Source organism: Burkholderia sp. BCC1996 (genome assembly GCF_905339955.1).
Lineage (GTDB): Bacteria > Pseudomonadota > Gammaproteobacteria > Burkholderiales > Burkholderiaceae > Burkholderia.
The window spans coordinates 38,340-56,351 of sequence record NZ_CAJPHM010000027.1 but is presented as its reverse complement, the minus strand read 5'-3'; the positions used below and the strand labels follow the sequence as shown (position 1 = coordinate 56,351).

At 63.4% G+C, this 18,012-nt stretch carries 20 protein-coding genes and 1 tRNA gene; 13 read left to right on the top strand and 8 right to left on the bottom strand.

Annotation, left to right across the window (positions count from 1 at the left end; translation table 11 throughout):
* Positions 1-4: 4 nt before the first annotated feature.
* Complete coding sequence (locus U4Z64_RS30425) at positions 5-1,282, bottom strand: HlyD family secretion protein (RefSeq protein ID WP_321821901.1); 1,278 nt, start codon at positions 1,280-1,282, stop codon at positions 5-7.
* 152 nt (positions 1,283-1,434) lie between these two features.
* Positions 1,435-1,629, bottom strand: coding sequence for a hypothetical protein (locus U4Z64_RS30420; RefSeq protein ID WP_044844870.1), 195 nt, complete (start codon positions 1,627-1,629; stop codon positions 1,435-1,437).
* A 101-nt stretch (positions 1,630-1,730) separates the two neighbouring features.
* Here U4Z64_RS30420 and U4Z64_RS30415 point away from each other — a divergent pair, with 101 nt between their 5' ends.
* A complete protein-coding gene (locus U4Z64_RS30415) occupies positions 1,731-2,144 on the top strand; it encodes a hypothetical protein (protein WP_321821900.1) in 414 nt (137 codons plus the stop codon).
* A 282-nt stretch (positions 2,145-2,426) separates the two neighbouring features.
* Here the strand turns inward: U4Z64_RS30415 and U4Z64_RS30410 are convergent, their stop codons facing one another.
* The 3 genes from U4Z64_RS30410 to U4Z64_RS30400 all read right to left on the bottom strand — a co-directional run bounded on the left by U4Z64_RS30410 (position 2,427) and on the right by U4Z64_RS30400 (position 6,586).
* Positions 2,427-4,751: a xanthine dehydrogenase family protein molybdopterin-binding subunit gene (locus U4Z64_RS30410; protein WP_321821899.1), complete on the bottom strand. Its 2,325-nt coding sequence runs from the start codon at positions 4,749-4,751 to the stop codon at positions 2,427-2,429.
* Positions 4,748-5,209, bottom strand: coding sequence for a (2Fe-2S)-binding protein (locus U4Z64_RS30405; protein ID WP_321821898.1), 462 nt, complete (start codon positions 5,207-5,209; stop codon positions 4,748-4,750). The genes U4Z64_RS30410 and U4Z64_RS30405 overlap by 4 nt, the downstream gene beginning before the upstream one ends.
* Before the next feature lie 366 nt (positions 5,210-5,575).
* On the bottom strand, positions 5,576-6,586 hold the full coding sequence (locus U4Z64_RS30400) for a zinc-binding dehydrogenase (protein ID WP_321821897.1): 1,011 nt from the start codon (positions 6,584-6,586) through the stop codon (positions 5,576-5,578).
* Between the two features lie 806 nt (positions 6,587-7,392).
* Between U4Z64_RS30400 and U4Z64_RS30395 the strand changes: the two genes are divergently transcribed.
* From U4Z64_RS30395 to U4Z64_RS30350, 10 genes are all read left to right on the top strand, one after another.
* Complete coding sequence (locus U4Z64_RS30395) at positions 7,393-8,754, top strand: integrase family protein (protein WP_321821896.1); 1,362 nt, start codon at positions 7,393-7,395, stop codon at positions 8,752-8,754.
* A gap of 90 nt (positions 8,755-8,844) precedes the next feature.
* Positions 8,845-9,939 (top strand): hypothetical protein, encoded by a 1,095-nt coding sequence (locus tag U4Z64_RS30390; RefSeq protein ID WP_321821895.1) that lies wholly within the window; start codon positions 8,845-8,847, stop codon positions 9,937-9,939.
* Between the two features lie 125 nt (positions 9,940-10,064).
* Positions 10,065-10,271 (top strand): DNA-binding protein, encoded by a 207-nt coding sequence (locus U4Z64_RS30385; RefSeq protein ID WP_060258674.1) that lies wholly within the window; start codon positions 10,065-10,067, stop codon positions 10,269-10,271.
* Positions 10,271-10,591: a hypothetical protein gene (locus tag U4Z64_RS30380; protein WP_321821894.1), complete on the top strand. Its 321-nt coding sequence runs from the start codon at positions 10,271-10,273 to the stop codon at positions 10,589-10,591. Before U4Z64_RS30385 ends, U4Z64_RS30380 begins: the two co-directional genes overlap by 1 nt.
* Positions 10,591-10,770, top strand: a complete 180-nt coding sequence (locus tag U4Z64_RS30375) for a hypothetical protein (RefSeq protein ID WP_060258679.1) — start codon at positions 10,591-10,593, stop codon at positions 10,768-10,770. The genes U4Z64_RS30380 and U4Z64_RS30375 overlap by 1 nt, the downstream gene beginning before the upstream one ends.
* A complete protein-coding gene (locus U4Z64_RS30370) occupies positions 10,770-11,912 on the top strand; it encodes a helicase RepA family protein (protein WP_321821893.1) in 1,143 nt (380 codons plus the stop codon). The genes U4Z64_RS30375 and U4Z64_RS30370 overlap by 1 nt, the downstream gene beginning before the upstream one ends.
* Before the next feature lie 154 nt (positions 11,913-12,066).
* Positions 12,067-12,540, top strand: coding sequence for a hypothetical protein (locus U4Z64_RS30365; protein ID WP_321821892.1), 474 nt, complete (start codon positions 12,067-12,069; stop codon positions 12,538-12,540).
* The gene (locus U4Z64_RS30360; RefSeq protein ID WP_321821891.1) at positions 12,533-12,964 is read left to right on the top strand and encodes a single-stranded DNA-binding protein; all 432 of its coding nucleotides are present in this window, start codon (positions 12,533-12,535) and stop codon (positions 12,962-12,964) included. Before U4Z64_RS30365 ends, U4Z64_RS30360 begins: the two co-directional genes overlap by 8 nt.
* 57 nt (positions 12,965-13,021) lie before the next feature.
* Positions 13,022-13,207 (top strand): hypothetical protein, encoded by a 186-nt coding sequence (locus U4Z64_RS30355; RefSeq protein WP_321821890.1) that lies wholly within the window; start codon positions 13,022-13,024, stop codon positions 13,205-13,207.
* A gap of 22 nt (positions 13,208-13,229) precedes the next feature.
* Positions 13,230-13,931 (top strand): hypothetical protein, encoded by a 702-nt coding sequence (locus tag U4Z64_RS30350; protein ID WP_321821889.1) that lies wholly within the window; start codon positions 13,230-13,232, stop codon positions 13,929-13,931.
* A gap of 67 nt (positions 13,932-13,998) precedes the next feature.
* On the opposite strand, the gene U4Z64_RS30345 is transcribed toward U4Z64_RS30350, so the two are convergent.
* Entirely contained in the window at positions 13,999-14,625 is a 627-nt protein-coding gene (locus tag U4Z64_RS30345) for a homing endonuclease associated repeat-containing protein (RefSeq protein WP_321821888.1), read from the bottom strand.
* Between the two features lie 324 nt (positions 14,626-14,949).
* Between U4Z64_RS30345 and U4Z64_RS30340 the strand changes: the two genes are divergently transcribed.
* Positions 14,950-15,414, top strand: a complete 465-nt coding sequence (locus U4Z64_RS30340) for a phage terminase small subunit P27 family (protein ID WP_321821887.1) — start codon at positions 14,950-14,952, stop codon at positions 15,412-15,414.
* A gap of 83 nt (positions 15,415-15,497) precedes the next feature.
* Here U4Z64_RS30340 and U4Z64_RS30335 read toward each other — a convergent pair.
* Both U4Z64_RS30335 and U4Z64_RS30330 read right to left on the bottom strand, forming a co-directional pair.
* Positions 15,498-15,574, bottom strand: a tRNA-Arg gene (locus tag U4Z64_RS30335).
* Positions 15,575-15,765: 191 nt separating this feature from the next.
* Positions 15,766-16,596, bottom strand: coding sequence for an undecaprenyl-diphosphate phosphatase (locus U4Z64_RS30330; protein ID WP_124487597.1), 831 nt, complete (start codon positions 16,594-16,596; stop codon positions 15,766-15,768).
* 486 nt (positions 16,597-17,082) lie between these two features.
* Here U4Z64_RS30330 and U4Z64_RS30325 point away from each other — a divergent pair, with 486 nt between their 5' ends.
* Positions 17,083-17,994 carry an aldose epimerase gene (locus U4Z64_RS30325; RefSeq protein ID WP_321821886.1) on the top strand — a complete coding sequence of 304 codons (912 nt, stop codon included), beginning with the start codon at positions 17,083-17,085 and terminating at the stop codon, positions 17,992-17,994.
* The last annotated feature ends 18 nt before the right edge of the window (positions 17,995-18,012 follow it).

Below are 18,012 nucleotides of genomic sequence, written 5' to 3'. Positions count from 1 at the left end.
CTCGTCAGAGTTTACCGGTCAGGCTGTAAAGCGGCTCCAGCACCCATTCGTACAGGCGCCTGCGCTCCTGCAGGATGTCTGCCTGCAGCGTCATGCCCGCCTGCAACGGTTGCTGCGCGCCATACGCGGTGACGTGCTGCGCATCGAGCGCGACGACCACGCGATAGAAGGTCGCATCGCGCCCCTCGCCCGGCGTCGCCGCCGGGCCGCCGTCGTTCGCGAGTTCGGCCGCCGACAGCGCCGTGCGCGCGATCGACACGACCTCGGCGCGATACTGGCCGAATTTCTGGTACGGAAATGCCTGGTAGCGGACCAGCACCGGCTCGCCGACCCGCACGAAGCCGATCGCCGTGCTCGGCACGAACAGGTGCGCCTGCCAGCGCGCGCCGCCCGGCACCACGCTCGCGAGCGGCCTGGACGTATCGACCGACTGGCCGACGTCGGCGATCGCCGCCGTCACGACGCCCGCTTCCGGCGCGGTGACGACGATCCGGCGCTTCGCCTCGCTTTCGATCAGGTTCTGGTCGACGTCGATCACGTTGCGGTCGATCTGCGCGAGCTGGTTCTGCTGCTTGAGGTCGAGGCCGGCCAGCTGGTTGTTCGCTTCCGTCAGCGACTGCGCCGTCGACGCACGCTCGCGCAGCAGCCCGTTCAGCTTCGACTGCTGGTCGAGCAGGTCGGCTTCGCGCTGCTGCGCCTGATCCTTCGAGATGTAGTCCTGGGCCAGCAGGCCGCGATAGCGTTTCGCGCCGTCGGCCGCGATCGACGTGCGCAAGCGCTGCGCCGCGAGCTGATCGTCGATCTGCGCAAGCTCGCCGCCCAGGCTCGCGATCTTCGCGCGCACCGTTGCGCGTTCGTCCTGCTGCAGGCTGCGCGTCTTGTCCAGTTCCGTGAGCAGCGACGCCTTGCGTTGCCGCGCCTGCGCGATCAGCGCGGCCTGCGTCGCGCCTTGCGCCGCGCTCTGCAGGTCGGTGGACACCGTATAGAGCGTCTGCCCGCGTGCGACGTGCTGCCCTTCCTTCACGTCGCGCGCGACGACGATCCCCGGCTGCAGCGCATAGACCTTCACCAGCCCCGCATCCGGCATCACGACGCCGCTGACCGTCGTGCGACGCGTGTAGGTGCCGAACGTGAAGAACAGCAGCACGCACGCGGCCATCGCGACCGCGGCGGCCGCCAGCAGCGTCAGCGACACGGGGCGCACCAGCACGATCTCGCCCAGCGCGCCGGCGCGCTGCGCCTGTTGTGCTTCGTGCCGGAAGAGAGAAGTCGGGTTCGTCAAGATACGGGATGACTGACAGTCAGATGGGTTCGACGGCATGCGTTCCGGTTGCCCGGGAAGATCGCCGCGGCACCCCGCTTCGGTGCCGCGGCGGTCCGCGATTCACGCGATGGCGGCGCAGCGCGCGCCATCGCAAGGAAATCGCGTTCGGCTTACGCGTGCTGACCGCCCAGTAGGCCGAGCAGTGCGTTGCCCGTGCCCACGACAGCCGTCGTCAGCGCTTCGCCGACGTTGTAGAGCGTCTGGCCGTACAGCTCGACCACGTTGCCCAGCGTGTCGAAAATCGAGCCGCCGCCGTAGTAGCCGCCGGAAACTTGTGCGATTTCCTGCTGATTCAGTTCTTGCATTGCGTTTCTCCAGATTGAGAATGCTAGATAACCCATCTAGCGGGGCATCGAACCACGCCGCGAATCGCGACGTAGATCAATACGTTAAATATGTTAAATTTATGAACGAAACGACTCCATCACCCGTTTATATTTCATCGATCATTCCAGCCAGATGGCGTGCGACGTCCTATCGGATCGAATATCGCGATGAATTCTTTCGCAACACCCTCACGATCGCTCAGCATTCGACAAACCGGCTGTTTGTCGATATGCAATTAATCCTCGCGCCGCCCGGCATCCGGTTCGACGACTTCAATCTGCAGACGAGCAGACACCCCATGCGTGGACCTCACGGCACCATGCACGTCGCGGAACAAAAGAATGAAAACGCGAATGAATACTTGCCCGATAATCAGCAAAAAATCAGATACTCACCGATTACCAGCCGCCCAATCAACCCTCAAGAAATGATTGAGCCGCGTCAGGCTTTGCTCAATGAATTTCTTACAAAAAATGAATTCACGGGCCAATGATCCGACACTTTCCGGCCCCTCTTTGTACGATACCGCACCATCGGGCAAACCCGATATCAGCGGGCTATTGATTCTATTTTCAGGTGGAATTCGGGGCGCAAATATGGAGATTGAATTCCCGCAGTTGATGCCGGAAAGCGATTGTCGTGGCGGCCGATCGGCCCGATGGAATCCGTCGAATTGATATGCAAACAGAATGCATGAACGGGCCGCACGCAACGGCGGGCGCGCGGGCGAATATACGCACCGGGCCTTGCGGACGGCCCGGTGCGCAGCACGGCATCACGCCGCTTTCGGCTTCGCGAGCTGGTCCGCGACGGGCAGGCTGCGGATGCGCGTGCCCGTCGCCGCGAAGATCGCGTTGGTCAGCGCTGGTGCGACCGGCGGCAGCCCCGGCTCGCCGACGCCGCCGAGCGGCGTCGCATAGTCGTCCGGCGCGACCAGGTGCACGCGGATTTCACGCGGCGCCTCGTTCATCCGGAGCACCTGGAAGCCGTTGAAATTGCTCTGCTCCGGGCGCCCGTCCTTGAACGTGATCTCGCCGTGCAGCGCGATGCCGAGCCCCATCACCACCGCGCCTTCGAGCTGCGAGCGCACGCGCTCCGGGTTCACTTGCGGCCCGCAGTCGATCGCGATGTCGACACGCGGCACCGTAATCGCGCCATCCGCGCCGACCTGCACTTCGCACACGGCCGCCGTGTACGACACGAAGCTGCGATGCGCGGCGATGCCGAGCCCCCGCCCTTTCGGCAGCTTGCGCCCCCAGCCGGCTTCGCGCGCGACCGTCTCGATCACGCGCCGCAGCCGTCCCGTATCGACCGGATACAACGCCGGATCCTCGCCGTAGTTCACGTTCTTCACCGCAATGTGCGGCTCGAAGCGTCGCGCCGGCCCGATCAGGTCGAGCAGGAAGTCCTTCGGGTCGCGGCCCGCCGCGTGTGCGAGCTCCGCCACGAAGCTCTGGATCCCGAACGCGTGTGGAATGTTGTACACCGAACGAAACCAGCCGATCCGCGTGTGCGCGTCCGCGGCCGGATTCTCGATCCGCACGTTTCGGATTGCGAACGAAAGATCCGCGATGCCTTGCGCGAGCTCGCCCGGCTGCTCGTGCACGACGCCGGCCCTGAAGGTCGACTGGATCGACGGCGCGACCGTGCGATGCTGCCATGCGACCACCTTCCCCGCCGCGTCGAGGCCGCCTTCGAACGCTTCCAGCGACACCGCGTGGAAATAGTCGTGCGCGATGTCGTCCTCGCGCGTGAAGGTCAGCTTGACGGGCGCGCCGACCGCCTTCGACAGCAGCGCGGCCTCCACCACGTAGTCGGGCTTCGACTTGCGGCCGAAGCCGCCGCCGAGCAGCGTCACGTTGACCGTCACCCGCTCGGCCGGCAGGGCCAGCGCCTTCGCGATCTCGTCGCGCGTGGTTTGCGGCGCCTGCGTGCAGGTCCACACTTCGCAGCGGCCGTCGGCCACGCGCGCGACCGCCGCCGGCGGCTCCATCGTCGCGTGCGCGAGATGCGGGATGTAGTACGTCGCGCGCACCCGCTTCGCGGCGCTCGCGAGCGCCGCGGCCGTATCACCGTCGTTGCGGATCACGTCGCCCGGCTGCGCGGCCGCCGCTTCGAGCGTCTTGCGGTAGGCGGCCGAGTCGTAGCCTGCGTGCGGTCCGTGTTTCCAGTCGATCTTCAGCTGTGCGCGCGCCTGGATGGCCGTCCACGTGTCGCGCGCGATCACCGCTACGCCGCCGAGCGGCTGGAACCCGGACGGCAGCGGCGTCGACGCGAGCTGCACGACCTTGACGACACCCGGCAGCTTCTCCGCTGCCGACGCGTCGAACGACGCGACCGTATCGCCATAAGCCGGCGGACGCGCGACGACCGCATAGAGCATCCCGTCGAGCCGCGTATCGATCCCGTAGCGCGCGCGGCCGCCGACGATGTCGCGTCCGTCGATCAACGACGTCTCGCCCTTGCCGATATAGCGGAACTCGGCCGGCGCCTTCAACGGCACGCTTTTCGTATCGGGCACCGGCAGCGCGGCCGCCTTCGCGGCCAGTTCGCCGAAGCCGAGCTTGCGCCCGGTTTTCGTATCGACGACCTCGTGCACCGTCGCCTTCACCTGACGCACGTCGACGCCCCACGTCGCCGCCGCGGCCTGCTCGAGCATCGTGCGCGCGGCCGCGCCCGCGCGGCGCAGCGCCGCGAAGCTCTGCCGCAGGCTACGCGAGCCGTCGGTGTTCTGGTTGCCGTAGCGCGGCTCGTCGCCGACCGCCTGCGCGACCTTCACGCGCGCCCAGTCCGCGCCCAGTTCGTCGGCGACCACGAGCGCGACGCTCGTGCGCACACCCTGCCCCATCTCGGAGCGGATGCAGGTCACCGTGACCGTGCCGTCCGGCGCGATCGCGACGAACAGGTTCGGATCGTCGCGCAAGCCGTGCGGCATGCCCGCGCCGCCGTACTGCGGATTCGGGCTGACCGGCGGCTGCACCGCCACGGCCGCACGCGCGAGCGACGGCATGCCGAATGCGAGCAGCAGCCCGCCGGAGGCGAAACCGAGCAGCAAGGCGCGGCGGCTTTCGTTGTGGACGGAGAGTTCCGGCGCGTTCATGCGGCACCTCCGCGGCGCACCGCCAGCCGGATCGCCGCGCGAATGCGCGTATAGGTGCCGCAGCGGCAGATGTTGCCGGACATCGCGTCGTCGATGTCGGCATCGCTCGGATGGGGGTTCGTCTTCAGCAGCGACGCGGCCTGCATGATCTGGCCGGACTGGCAGTAGCCGCATTGCGCGACGTTCAGTTCCTGCCAGGCCTGCTGCAGCGGGTGGGTCATGTCGGTCGACAAGCCTTCGATCGTCGTCACGCGCTTGCCGGCGGCGACCGCGACCGGCGTGATGCACGCGCGAATCGCCGTGCCGTCGAGATGCACGGTGCACGCGCCGCACAGCGCCATCCCGCAGCCGAACTTGGTACCCGTGTGGCCGAGGACGTCGCGCAGATACCAGAGCAACGGCATGTCGGGATTGCCGTCGAAATGCTGTTCGCTACCGTTGACGGTCAGCGTGATCATCGTTCACCTCCTGTGGTCGGCGCCGTATCGCGCGGGCGTCGAGTGGGGATTTGAACGGCGCTGGGCACATTCCGAACGACCAGGTGGGCCTGACGCCGTTTCATTTCCGGATTGCGTCGGAGAACGACGCAATCGGGGCAATGCTGCCGTCTGGTTGCATCTGCAACGGTTCGGCGGGATTCGGACGATTGCTCGTTCGCGGGGATCGCCGCTCGTATTATCAGACGAATTCGGGTTTTTCGTCGGATCGGGGGGATTCGGGTAGCCGGGTTATCAACGCGCTTGAATCGCTTCGGCGCGTGACGCGGTGATGCCGGTCTCGCCGACGGACGTGCAACCGGCATGCTTCCGTCCGTCGTGCGCTCTTCACCCGACGAGCACCACCGGTTTGCCGGAGAACCGGCGATGCCGCAGCCCTTCCAGTTGCTCGGGCAAATGCTCGAAATCGCCGGTGACACGCGCTTCGGGTTGAAGGGTGCCGTTCGCGATACCGGCCAGCAGCATGCTGCCCGCGGTGGTCGTCTCGAGCCACGCCGCCGCATCGCCGTACGTATGCAGTGCATTCAGCGCGACTTCATGAAGCGATACGCTCGTCGTGAACGGCGGCAGCGGCTGTGCGTCGAACCGGCCCTGGATGCACACGACATGCCCGTTGGCGGACACCGCCGGAGTCCAGCGGGCCGCGCTTTGCGCATCGACGCTGTCGAACACTGCGTAGAAACGCCGGGCCAGTTCGTGCCCGGCGTCGATGGTCTCGCCGATCGGGCCGGCGACGAAACGGGTCGCCCCTCGCGCACGCAGACGCGCCCAATGACGCTCGTTGCACGATACCGTGACCTCGAATCCGCGGTCGGCGGCGATCTGCACCAGATAGTTGCCCACCGCGCCCCCTGCTCCGCTGACGAGAATTTCGCGCGCGGTGCGGCACGGCACTTTCTCGAGCGCCTGCCACGCGGTCAGCGCGGGACACGGCACGCTCGCGGCCGTTTCGAAATCGAGCGCGTCGGGCACCGTCAGCAGCACGGACGCGGCGATCGGCGTGTATTCCGCGAAACTGCCGTGTCCGTCGAGGCCCTGGTGGTACGCAACGCGGCGACCGAGCAGATGGCGCGCGTGCTCGTCCGCGACGGCGACGACCGTGCCGGCGCCGTCGACGCCCGGCACATGCCCGTCGGACCAGTTCACCAGCGCGCCGCCGAGCACTTTCCAGTCCACCGGGTTCAGGCCGATCGCGTGGTTGCGTACCAGCACCTGGCCGGGCTTGAGCGCCGGCATCGCGATCTGTTCGAGACGCAGTTGTTCGGGATGCCCGCAGCCATGCCAGGTCCATGCGCGATAGCGGGTCGGCAATGATTCGTGGTGGTGGAGTTGGGTCATGGGTGGGGGTTTGTGGTTCGAGTGCGCGGCGATGCCTGCGGCATGGCGGTCATGCCGGATGCGCCGTGAGGACGACCGGCCAGGACGCCGGATGTCCGCGGCATCGGTCATGCAGGGATCGGTGTGGCGTCCGCGGATGCGGAACGTGTATGGCCGTCAGTATCCGTGGCCGACGCTGTGTCGCGGAAGGGCCATTCCGCGAAAACACTTTTGAATCCGGGGGGACATTCGCATTTTCTGCAGGATGTGCGATGCACCGGGGGCGCACGCGTATCCCGTGACGCGACAGGATAGACGGCAGAGTCAACGCCGCTGACGGATGCCGCAATGCTCGACAAAGTTGCAGCGACGGTCACTAACGCCCAGGACCAAGTGGCGGCCCTTTCCATGCAACTTTGGTGGAGTGCCATCATCCTCGGCGGACTTGAACTTTGGCACCAGTGAGAAACTGCCTCGTCAAGCGGGTATCGTTGCGAATCCCCATTGATTAACCAAATCCGGTTACACCATGATTACACGGACAATATCTTGATAGCTTGATGCGGCGAGATACGGGATGCAAGTACTTGATTTGACTGGCCCGCCCTACACGATTCGAACGTGTGACCTACGGCTTAGAAGGCCGAAAAATTCTATTTTCCTGTCAATCCATTTCCATTCCGCTCCATTCTAACCAAACTATACTTATTAAAAATCAATCACTTGCACGTTTATTCCGAAGATAAGCTGATTGACTTTGAGCGATCCGCGATGAAATAATTTGCCTACATGGTGCCTACACGAATGCGGCCCTATGGAGGCGGCGGATGAGCAAGACGAACTTCACGGTGGAACGCGTCGCGGCGTTCAAGTGCGAGCCGGGCAAAAAGCAGAGCATCTACTGGGACGCGAAGACAGCCGGCTTCGGCCTTCGCGTGACGGAAGCCGGGGCTCGTTCCTATATCTTCGAGTCGCGCCTCTTCGGGAAAACGGTGCGCATCACGATAGGCGACGCAAAGGCGTGGGACTTGGGCAAGGCGCGCGCCGAGGCGAGCGGACTGCGGACGCTTATCGACGACGGGCAGGACCCGCGCGAGGTGAAAGCCGAGCAGCGCGCCGCCTATGAAGCGCGGAAAGCCGAAGCCAAGCGGCAAGATGCGACCATGCGCGACGCGTGGACGGCTTATCTTGAAGCGAACCGGTCGCGGTGGAGCGAGCGCCATCTATCCGACCATAAGAATCTCGCCCACGCTGGCGGTGAACCGAGAAAGCGGGGAAAAGGCGTGACGGTAGCCGGACCGCTCGCCGCGTTGATGGAGTCAAAGCTATCCAACTTGACCGCTGGCGCTGTCGCCGCATGGCTCGAATCGGAATCGCTGACGCGCCCGACCAACGCCGAGCAGAGCTATCGCAAGCTGCGTGCGTTCATCCGCTGGTGTGACGACCGGCCGGAGTACAGCGGCATCATTCCGTCAAACGCATACAATGCACGCGCCGTTCGAAGCGCCGTACCGCGTACCAAGGCTAAAGATGATTGCCTGCAACGAGAACAGCTATCGGCATGGTTCGACGCCGTCCGCACGCTCGGAAATCCGGTGATTGCGACATACCTGCAAGCGCTGCTTATTACGGGCGCGCGCCGCGAAGAAATGGCTGCGCTCAAGTGGGCCGACGTGGATTTCCAGTGGCGCAGTCTGTTCATCGCCGACAAGGTCGAAGGTTCGCGCGTCATCCCTCTTACGCCGTACCTCGCGAGCATCCTGCGGGAACTCAAACGCTTGAATGACACGCCACCGAACGTCCGTCAAATACGCGACCTGACCGAGAAGGGCGCATCATGGTCGCCCTCCCCTTGGGTTTTCGCGAGCAAAAAATCGGCCGATGGAAAAATCGCCGAGCCGCGCATCGCGCATAACCAAGCGCTAGCAGTAGCCGGCCTTCCTCATCTGAGCCTGCACGGCCTTCGGCGCTCGTTCGGGACGCTGGCCGAGTGGGTCGAGGTTCCGGTCGGCGTCATCGCCCAAATTCAAGGTCACAAGCCATCCGCTATCGCGGAAAAGCACTACCGCCGCCGCCCGCTCGACCTGCTACGCAAGTGGCACGACAAAATCGAAGCGTGGATGTTGGAACAGGCCGGAATCGAATTCGATGCGAAGGCCGAACCGCAAGGCTTGCGCATCGCTCAGTGAGTAGCCGTTAGAATCGAACGAAGCGGCGGGGAACGATGTTCGCGCATCGAACCCGCCTAACCACGAACGGCCTTCAGGGAGGCGCGCAGCATGGCTACGTTCGATTTTACAAGCGGCACGCGTCCGCTCGATAAGGTATTGCGCTGGAATACGCTCGACGATGCCGCGTCGTTGCTTTCGGCTCTGACCGGCGAAGCATGGACGCCGCGCCGCATCCTGAGCGACGTGCTAGACGGGTATCGCATTCCGCAAGGCAAGACCCAGCCGCCGACCTGCCTACGATGCGCGCCGCCGCGCAGTACCAAGTTCGCCCGGTACAAATGGGATGCCGAAAACGGGACGCCGAGTAATCCGTTCGTGTATGTGTGCCCCGCACCGTATCAAACCGTGGCCCTCTATCCGGCTCAGGTAGACGACCTACTGAAGACGGGCGAAGCCGCTATTTCGATAGCGGAACGCCCCGAAGACGATTATGGACGGCCGGGCGAATATGTATTCGTCGAGCCGTTGGAGTTGGGCCAAAAGGTCGGCATCTCGTCAATCGGAATGAACTCGGCCGACCTGCAAGAATTCGCTGCGCGTGTCGTAGCTACGATATCGGAAACAGGCACCACTCTTGAGCATGTCGCAAGCACGTCGGCGCTCAATGAGCAATACGCACAGCAAGAGGCCGAAAAAAAGGCGGCCGGTCGGTTCACACTGCAGGAAGCCGCCGAAGCCATCTGTGGCACGGATGAACGCGTTGAACAAATGGTTGTGAAGCTCATTGCTGCGGCCGAGCGCGGCGACCTTGCCACATATGGCCCGGGGGAACGGGCGAAGTATCAATACTCGTCGCGAACACGCGCGCGTTCGTTCTATGAGGAAGCGTATTGGGACGATTTGAACGCGTGGCTGGCGGCGCATGAGCCGCGTACTTCCTATAGATTTCCACGACCGCATGCCGAGTCGGCACAGCCGGCGGACCCAGCGATGAAGCCGCTCGCCCGGCAACGCCATCAGGAAAACGAGATTCTGCGGGTAATCCGTGATCTCGGCCATAACCCAGTATCGCTGCCGAAACAAACGCCCGGCAAAGCTGGCGTTAAAAGTGCGGTTCGCGCACTGCTCCCTGAATTCACGGGCAGCGTGTTCGATAAAGCGTGGGATCGCCTAAGGCGCGACGGCGAGATTGCCGACGCGTAACTTCGTAGCAGCACTCCCCCATTTTGGGGTAACGGGGCAGTCTTGCGGGGGAGGATAGTTCCGCTAATCCAATACGTATCACCTCAACTCAACGCCGTACATGACGGCGGGATGGTGATACGGAAATGACAACAACCCCTCTCACGGCGACTCAGGCGCGCCGCCCGCTCACGACGGAGGAACTGGCCGAGCTCCTTTCGATCCGGCCGCAATCCATCCGCAAGCGCTACTGTCAAACCGGCGCTTACTTCTCCATTCGCCCGGTGAAGGCGCAGAACGGTCGGCTGTTCTGGCCGGCTGATTCCTTCGAAAAGCTGACCGGGGGCCAATAATGAAAAACGCCCGACCCAGCAAAGCCGAATCGAGCGCAAAACGTCAACACGAGTTTACCGGAACCGCCAACCCCCGTCAGCTTCGCGCATTGACTGTGCTGCAACGCCGTCCGATGCCGCGTGAGGAACTGGACACCGTTGTCGGCTGTAGCAACGCGCCCGACCTCGTTGCGGGCCTGCGTGCAAAAGGACTCGCTTTGCCGTGCGTGCGAGTCGCGTGCACCGACCGTTACGGAATCGAAGTGCTGCGCGGCGTCTATTACCTCACCACGTCCGACCGCCGCAAAGTCGCCCGCTGGCTCAAGAAGCGGGGGGCGTAATGAGCGAAGCCGAAGCCATCAAAACTCGCATCAACAAGATGATTCAGACCGAACGCGAACGATGCCGCCGGCGGATGGGTGATGCAGCGTGGGCGCAGCACGAGGCATGGGTTACGGAACACATTGTTGCCTCCGCAAAGGAATGGATTTTTGCTCAGTTGCGGGAGGGCCGCTTCTAATGGGCACCGACTATATCGGCGATACCGTGACCGACGACGCAATTCGGCGCTCGCGCGAGCAGCATGCCGCTGAAGTAGCTCGTGCGGACTTCCTCGTTAAGCGCTCTGCACCTGTCGCAGCACAGGGCTACAGGCTCCAAACGGCAAATGACTTGATGAACGCACCGGCGCAGCGATGGCTCGTGCGAGGCGTGATTCCAGCGCAGGGGACGGTTGCGATGTATGGCCCGAGCGGCTCGGGTAAGTCGTTTCTCGTGCTCGACCTTTGCGCTGCAATCGCGGGCGGTGAAGATTGGTTCGGTTACCGCGTCACGCCGGCACCTGTTGTCTATATCGCCCTCGAAGGTGAAGCCGGCCTGAGCAAACGTGCCAAGGCGTGGAGCGCACGCAACCATCGCCCGCTGCCGGAAGGGTTGCACTTCGTTACGCAACCCTTCGACGTCCGCAACCTGGCGGATGTATCCGACCTGTTGGAAGCCGTTCAGGCCGGCGGCGGTGCGGGGTTGCTGGTAATCGATACGTTGAATCGCGCTGCGCCCGGTGCGGACGAGAATAGCTCGAAGGATATGGGCGAAATCATCGCGAAGCTCAAAATCCTGCAAGACAGTATCGGCGGCGCGGTTCTCGTCGTGCATCACACAGGGAAAGATGCGGCCAAGGGATTGCGCGGGCATTCGTCGCTGTTCGCGGCGCTGGACGCCGCCCTCGAAGTGACGCGTATCGATGGCCGCCGAGAATGGACCGTCGCGAAATCGAAGGACGATGCCGACGGCGAGCGTTACGCGTTCGCGCTTCGCGTTGTGGACCTCGGCGAGGATGAAGCCGGCGAGCCGATTACGTCCTGCGTCGTCGCGCCGGACGACAGTGTCGCCGGGGTGGAGCACGTGAAGCTGCCGCAAGGCGGCAATCAGCGCATCGCGATGGATGCGCTCGCGCAACCGCTGCGCGACTCGCGCGAATTCAACAAGGGCGACGCGCCGTTCGGCCGCCCCTGCCTCGAAATTGAACCCGCCGTAGCGATTGTCGCAGCGCGTTTGACGTGTGAACCGAAGCGGCGGAACGAGCGAGCCAGAAAGGCGATTACCGGGCTTGTGACTCGCGGCATTTACGCCGCCAAGGATGGTTGGTTATGGCGCACGTGACCTGCCTACCGTCCCGGCCATCCTTCCCGAAATCCCGTGCCCCTTATAGGGGCGGCGGGAAATTTCGGGAAAAGCGGACCGGCCCGGGAATTCCCGTTTCGGGAAATTTCGGGCGTTTTCGGGAAAGCGTCCTTTTCACGGTGCGAGGTACTAAATGATTGACGGTCTCATCAATGGCAGAGCATCCAACCTACCCCGTTTCGGCAACCTGATGGCGCGGTGCCGCCGCGATGCCCGGCGAATCATCGCCGGAGGCGGGCCACATATGCGTTATCGGCTCACCTTAGTCGGTGAGCGGCTGATTGGCGCCTTCGACGAAATCGACGCACGCACAACGCTGGAACAGCGCCTGATGCTAATCGGTGCGAACTCCGCTGATGCGCGGGATGTAGAGCCGGGGCGTGATTCGATGTTGCATTTGCTGTGGGGGTACAGTCTCGAATGGTCGGCCATGCGCCGGGGCGATGAGCGCAACGCGTTCGACTGCGCGCCGTTGTATTGGGCAGTCAGCTTCGTGATGCTCGACTGGATGGCTACGGACGAAGCCAAGCCTGGCGTAGATGCCGCAATGCGCGAGGCGTTCGGCGGGACGTTCGAGGAATGGGCGACGAGAGGCACACATGATTGATGGCCTCATAAGCGGGAAGATGTACAACAAGGCGACGGAGCGTGTCGGCCCGAGCGGCAAGGCGTTCGTCGTCGCGAAGGTGCGCGTACCCGTAGGCGACGGTGACGCGCTGTTCGTGAGCGTGATTGCGTTCTCGGACGGCGTGAAGGTCGGCCTGTTGGCGCTCGATGACGGCGATTCCGTCGCGCTGGCCGGTACGCTGACCCCGAAGGTTTGGACGGACCGAAACGGCGACGCTAAACCGGCGCTCGACATGGTCGCGCACGCGGTGCTGACCGCTTACCACGTGAAGCGCAAGCGGGTCGCTATGCAAGGTTCAAACGACTGCGACGAGCACCGGGGCGGACGCCCGTCTGTGGATGGTTCCCGACAAGCTGCGGCGTTCTACAGCGGCGATACGTCAGATATGCAGGACGATTTGTAGGTACGGGGCAGCCGCAATGTGAAGGCGTTTTACTTCAGTAAATAGGAGTGCGAAATCATGGAAATGTCTGTACCGAAACGACTTCTGGAGCATCTGCATTTTGACGAGACACGCGGCGAATACAGTGCTTTCATTTGGCCCGGTTCGAACGGCCAGCCGCTGTATCGAGTCGTAAAGCCCGGCCCCGTGAAATACCGCGTCGAAATTCGTCCCGAAGGTTACATCGTCTTGATCCCGCGCTAACGCGCCTTTTTGGAGAATGGCTATGAATCCGTTGAAGCGTCCCCTGCCCGAACGCCTCGAAGCCCTTGAAGCGCTCGCTAACGATGCCGGCCTCACCGGCGAACTTGAGGCGAAACAGCGCGCCAAGGTTGACCAGCGCCGAGCGGAACTGGCGCACGAACTCAAGTCGCTGCCGGACCGGAAAAGCGAACGGTCCGCGTTGACCAATGAGGCCGAACGCGCGGCGGCTGCCTTCGCTGCCGCGAAAGCTGCATGCTATGAAGCTGAAAAAACGATGCTCGAAACGCGCGGTCGCCTCGCGGTTTGGACGATGGCCGATAACGGCGCGCGCGAACGCATCCTGACCGAACTCGAATGCACCGCGCCGCCCGCAGTCGGCGAGGCGCTCGACGAATTGTCGAGCGCCGATGATTTGTTGCGCGCCGCAGTTCGGACCGACGTATTCACGGCGCAAAACTGGCTTGGCGTTCGCGTCGGCAACGTCACGACGAACATGCCCGAAATCAAGGCGGCTCGCGAGAAAATCGCCGAGGCACAACGCGGCGTTCGCGCTCTTGTTCATGACGGTTCCATTTCAAGCGAGGAACTGGTATCGCGGGCGCGGATGCACGTAGATTCGGCGCTGGAACCGCTGTTCAGCTTCGTGTCGCGTCAGAAGTGGGAAACTCGCCGTTCGCGACCGCATAGCGACCTGTTGGCCGAAGTCGCAGGCTACGGGGACTAGCTGCAGACAGGCGGCGTGCATCGGCGGCGTTTGCCGTTGCTGCATGCCGCCCGTATTCGGACACTCGCTAGACGTTCGACTTGCCAAGATTACATACTGAACAAAGCGTTTGTAGGTTTTCGAACACCGTATCGCCGCCATTGCTCCAAGCAACGATATGGTCAACGTGAAGTTCAACGCCGGGGGTAAGAGCAGGGCTCGCGCCGCACGCCCGGCAAGTGAAATGATCTCGCTGGAGAACATGCCAGCGAAGCCTTAACGATGGGTCACGGCCGGTTCTGCGACGTGGTGTAGATGAATCGAGAGCGACAGGCGCTACTGCCTCATCACTGTCGTTTGCATATTCAACAAAAGCGTGAAGCGCTGCGGACCAAGAACCGAAACGGCGGTTGTATGGACTTTGCGAGATAGTTGACGGAAGCTGCGCAAGCTCACTTCGCCTTGGCTGGCGTCCAAAGTGCTGCCAGAGCGCGAGGATATTTTCAAACAACCGTTGATCTGAAATATCAACCTCGTTCGAAACCGCGAGGCCAGCACGGATTAGAGCCTCATTCCACGAACCAAAGCGTCTGATCGCTGTTGAAACGTCGTATTTTCCAAGCCGGAGATAGTCCTTTTGACCGATAGTTAGCTTCCCCATATCGGTGGCTGTGGATCGAAGGTCGGCAAGCAATTCCTCGTCGGAAACGGGCATGCCGGAAACACGTCGGACTATGAACGGATCGCGCGTCATACGGTCTTTGAGTGGGCTAACAGTTAATCAGGAAGCTTTGGCGTCGCCTTCGCGGACGGCAACCGAGCATGCCACGATGCAGTTCGATTGTAGGCACTCTGAGCGGTCGGTGTGTGCGTCGATGTAGACGCACGCGGCGCGGGTGGACAGGCTTTGCGGGCCGTCCGCGCACCCGCATGAGGATGGGTAGGGGGTAGGCAATCTCTAGCGGGACCGCGCCGATGATCGTGGCGCAACGCGAATTTTTGCAACGCCAGCACCAAAACCATTTTTCGGGAGCGAATCATGCCGCAGAAATCGAACGCCGCGAAGGCGCTTTCGGGTACGTTGCGTGCCGACCGGCTTAAGGGCATCGCGGCCGATCAATTGACCGTTGCGCCGCCACCGCCGGACGGCATGTCATCGCGTGCGGCTGCGGAATGGGACCGCGTCGCGCCGCTCGTCGTGAGCTTGGGTCTGTTGAGCGCTTCCGACCTACGCGCGCTCGAACTGCTGGCCGAAACATTGGCAACGGAGGCGCAGTTACGCGAGACGTTGGACCGTGAAGGGCTGACGATTGCGACCGGGACCGGCGGAAGCAAGGCGCATCCGGCGTTGCGCGCGCTGAGCGACGCGCGCGCCCAAGCGGCCCGTTTGCTCGATGCGTTCGGCCTGAGTCCGCGCGGTCGGCAAGCCATCGACGCGCCGCCGCCCTTGCCCACGGAGAATCCCTATACGGCGTTCGTTAAGCGGGCGCGTAGTCCACGTTGATTGAAAACGCCTACACCATGCCTACATGGGAATCAGAAAGCAAAAAGCCCGGCAACAATACCTGGCTAACTCATTGATTCCATTGGCCCGCCCTACACGATTCGAACGTGTGACCTACGGCTTAGAAGGCCGTTGCTCTATCCAACTGAGCTAAGGGCGGTCGAGGGGAAAAGACACGGCGACAAGACAAAACCCGGACCGCATTCCACGCGAAAGGCTTCGAGCACCACCACCACACCCCAAAACTCGAAACCCCGAAACGAAACGGGCCCGGCATGAAGCCGAGCCCGAAATTATACCCGATCATCGCGTCACATCACGCGCGACGCGCGACCGGCGGCACCGCAACCCTCAAACCGGCTGCGGATGCAGCATGAACCAGCCGAGACAGAACACCCCGGCAATCACGCAATACACGCCGAACGAAGCCAGCCGCCCGCGCCCTTCGAAATAGCGCATCAGGAACCGCACGCTCAGATAAGCCGCGATCGCCGTCAGCACGCCGCCGAGCAGCGCATCGGCGAGCTGGTCGCGCGCATGGAACAGCTTCGGCAGTTCGAGCACGCCCGCGGCAAAAATGATCGGCGTGCCGAGCAGGAACGAAAACTCCGCGGCCTTTTCCGCCGTCAGCCCGGCCACGTTACCGGCGATCATCGTCAGCCCGCTGCGCGAGAAACCCGGGATCAGCGCGCCGATCTGCGCCAGGCCCACGAAGAACGCCTGCTTGAACGTCATCTTCTCGGGCGGTTGATGCGCACGGCTGCGCTGGATCCGGTCGCCGATCCACAGCAGCACGCCGTTGATGATCAGCGCGATCGCGACGATCCGCAGGTCGTGGAACACGCGCTCGATGCGCTTCTCGAGCAGCAGGCCGACGATCCCGGTCGGGATCGTGCCGATGATCAGCGCCCACATCAGGTGCCCGTCGTCGTTCTTGCGGCCGCCGAGCTGCGCGAAGAAGCCACTGATCAGCGCGATCCAGCGCGCACGGAAGTACCACAGCAGCGCGAGCGCGGTGCCGAGGTGCAGCGCGACGAGGAACGGCAGCAACTGCGGCGCATGCTTGTCGATGTGCATGCCGAACAGCGCGGGCACGAGCAGCGTGTGGCCGAGACTGCTGACGGGGAAGAGTTCGGTAACGCCCTGCAGGACGCTCAGGAATACCAGAAACCAGAGACTCACGCGTCGGTCCTTTTGGTGGTGATCAGTCGGGAAGAAGAGCGGACGACGCATCGCGCGTCCGAAAAAACGCGCCCCGATTATGCCCAGCCCAGATTACTGCGCCAAGGCATTTGACTGGTTATTGCGGCAATGCACACAAACGCTTGCAATTTGTAAGCGCGCAGAAAGCAAAAAGCCCGCCATTTGCATGGCGGGCCTTGCGATTCCGGCAGAAATTGCCGTCAGCGGCCGAGCTGATAGAAAAACAATACCGTGCTGCCGGTGAACATGCCGAACAGTGCGATTCCCATTGCCATTGCCAGATCCATGGCCCCCTCCACGAAGTGTCATGACCCGGCAACATCACCGGTTTAGAGGCATTATCCAGACCGTCGGCAGGTTGAAAAACTCGCAATTTCCCCGAGAAGGGTTTTCCCCGACCGCCTCGCAACCCGATAATGGAGCGCGCCATCGCGCACCCCGCCCACCCGTTCATACCGATTCGCCATGCCGATCTTCCAGCAGCACGACATTCATGAACTCCACGCCGGCCCGTCGCTCGTTCGGGTCGCCCCGCAATTCGGCGGCCGCCTGCTGTCGTGGCACGTCGACGGCGAGCCGGTCATCTTCTGGCCGGACGCGGCCGACTGGAGCAACCTCGCGCGCGTGCGCGGCGGCAATCCGCTGCTGTTTCCGTTCCTCGGCCGCCATCGCGTCGACGGCGAACTGGGCCGCTGGCGCGATGCCGCCGGCGTGGTCCGCGACCTGCCGATGCACGGCTTCGCGCGCGACCTGCCGTTCGCGGCACGCCCGTCGGCCGACGGCGCCGCGCTGTCGATGACGCTCGATTCGAACGACGCGCTGCGCGACAGCTATCCGTTCGATTTCCGGTTCGAGACGACCTACCGGCTCGCCGATGCGCACACGCTCGACGTCGCGCTCACCACGACCAACCGCGGCGACACGCCGCTGCCCTACTACGCGGGCCATCATTTCTATTTCGCGCTGCCGCACGGCGAACGTGCAGAAACCACGCTCGAGCTGCCGCCGACGCGCCGCCGCATGCAGCGCGCCGACGGCTCGATCAGCCCGCTCGAGCCCGGCGCAGCGTCGTACAGCCTCGGCGATCCGGACATCCTCGACCGCTTCCACTGTCTCGACGGCGCGCCGTCCACGCCGGTACGCATCGTGATGCCGGGCCGCCGCCGCACGATCGAGATCGCGCTCGACGTACCGGGCTCGATCCCGTGGTACGCGGTCACGACCTGGACGGAAAAACCGGAATCGGACTTCTACTGCGTCGAGCCTTGGCTCGGCCTGCCGGACGCGATCCACAACGGCCTCGGGCTGCGCATGCTCGCGCCGGGCGCGACGGAAACGGCCACGCTGCAGATTCGCGTGCTGCCGCTCGCCGGCTGACACCGGCCGCGCCGAACC

What these genes read in the sequence shown, in the direction of transcription:
- U4Z64_RS30395 (WP_321821896.1), top strand. Translation starts at nt 7,393, where the DNA reads ATGAGCAAGACGAACTTCACGGTGGAACGCGTCGCGGCGTTCAAGTGC.
- U4Z64_RS30355 (WP_321821890.1), top strand. Translation starts at nt 13,022, where the DNA reads ATGGAAATGTCTGTACCGAAACGACTTCTGGAGCATCTGCATTTTGAC.
- U4Z64_RS30380 (WP_321821894.1), top strand. Translation starts at nt 10,271, where the DNA reads ATGAAAAACGCCCGACCCAGCAAAGCCGAATCGAGCGCAAAACGTCAA.
- U4Z64_RS30340 (WP_321821887.1), top strand. Translation starts at nt 14,950, where the DNA reads ATGCCGCAGAAATCGAACGCCGCGAAGGCGCTTTCGGGTACGTTGCGT.
- U4Z64_RS30360 (WP_321821891.1), top strand. Translation starts at nt 12,533, where the DNA reads ATGATTGATGGCCTCATAAGCGGGAAGATGTACAACAAGGCGACGGAG.
- U4Z64_RS30325 (WP_321821886.1), top strand. Translation starts at nt 17,083, where the DNA reads ATGCCGATCTTCCAGCAGCACGACATTCATGAACTCCACGCCGGCCCG.
- U4Z64_RS30410 (WP_321821899.1), bottom strand. Translation starts at nt 4,751, where the DNA reads ATGAACGCGCCGGAACTCTCCGTCCACAACGAAAGCCGCCGCGCCTTG.
- U4Z64_RS30420 (WP_044844870.1), bottom strand. Translation starts at nt 1,629, where the DNA reads ATGCAAGAACTGAATCAGCAGGAAATCGCACAAGTTTCCGGCGGCTAC.
- U4Z64_RS30385 (WP_060258674.1), top strand. Translation starts at nt 10,065, where the DNA reads ATGACAACAACCCCTCTCACGGCGACTCAGGCGCGCCGCCCGCTCACG.
- U4Z64_RS30370 (WP_321821893.1), top strand. Translation starts at nt 10,770, where the DNA reads ATGGGCACCGACTATATCGGCGATACCGTGACCGACGACGCAATTCGG.
- U4Z64_RS30400 (WP_321821897.1), bottom strand. Translation starts at nt 6,586, where the DNA reads ATGACCCAACTCCACCACCACGAATCATTGCCGACCCGCTATCGCGCA.
- U4Z64_RS30350 (WP_321821889.1), top strand. Translation starts at nt 13,230, where the DNA reads ATGAATCCGTTGAAGCGTCCCCTGCCCGAACGCCTCGAAGCCCTTGAA.
- U4Z64_RS30365 (WP_321821892.1), top strand. Translation starts at nt 12,067, where the DNA reads ATGATTGACGGTCTCATCAATGGCAGAGCATCCAACCTACCCCGTTTC.
- U4Z64_RS30375 (WP_060258679.1), top strand. Translation starts at nt 10,591, where the DNA reads ATGAGCGAAGCCGAAGCCATCAAAACTCGCATCAACAAGATGATTCAG.
- U4Z64_RS30405 (WP_321821898.1), bottom strand. Translation starts at nt 5,209, where the DNA reads ATGATCACGCTGACCGTCAACGGTAGCGAACAGCATTTCGACGGCAAT.
- U4Z64_RS30415 (WP_321821900.1), top strand. Translation starts at nt 1,731, where the DNA reads ATGAACGAAACGACTCCATCACCCGTTTATATTTCATCGATCATTCCA.
- U4Z64_RS30345 (WP_321821888.1), bottom strand. Translation starts at nt 14,625, where the DNA reads ATGCCCGTTTCCGACGAGGAATTGCTTGCCGACCTTCGATCCACAGCC.
- U4Z64_RS30390 (WP_321821895.1), top strand. Translation starts at nt 8,845, where the DNA reads ATGGCTACGTTCGATTTTACAAGCGGCACGCGTCCGCTCGATAAGGTA.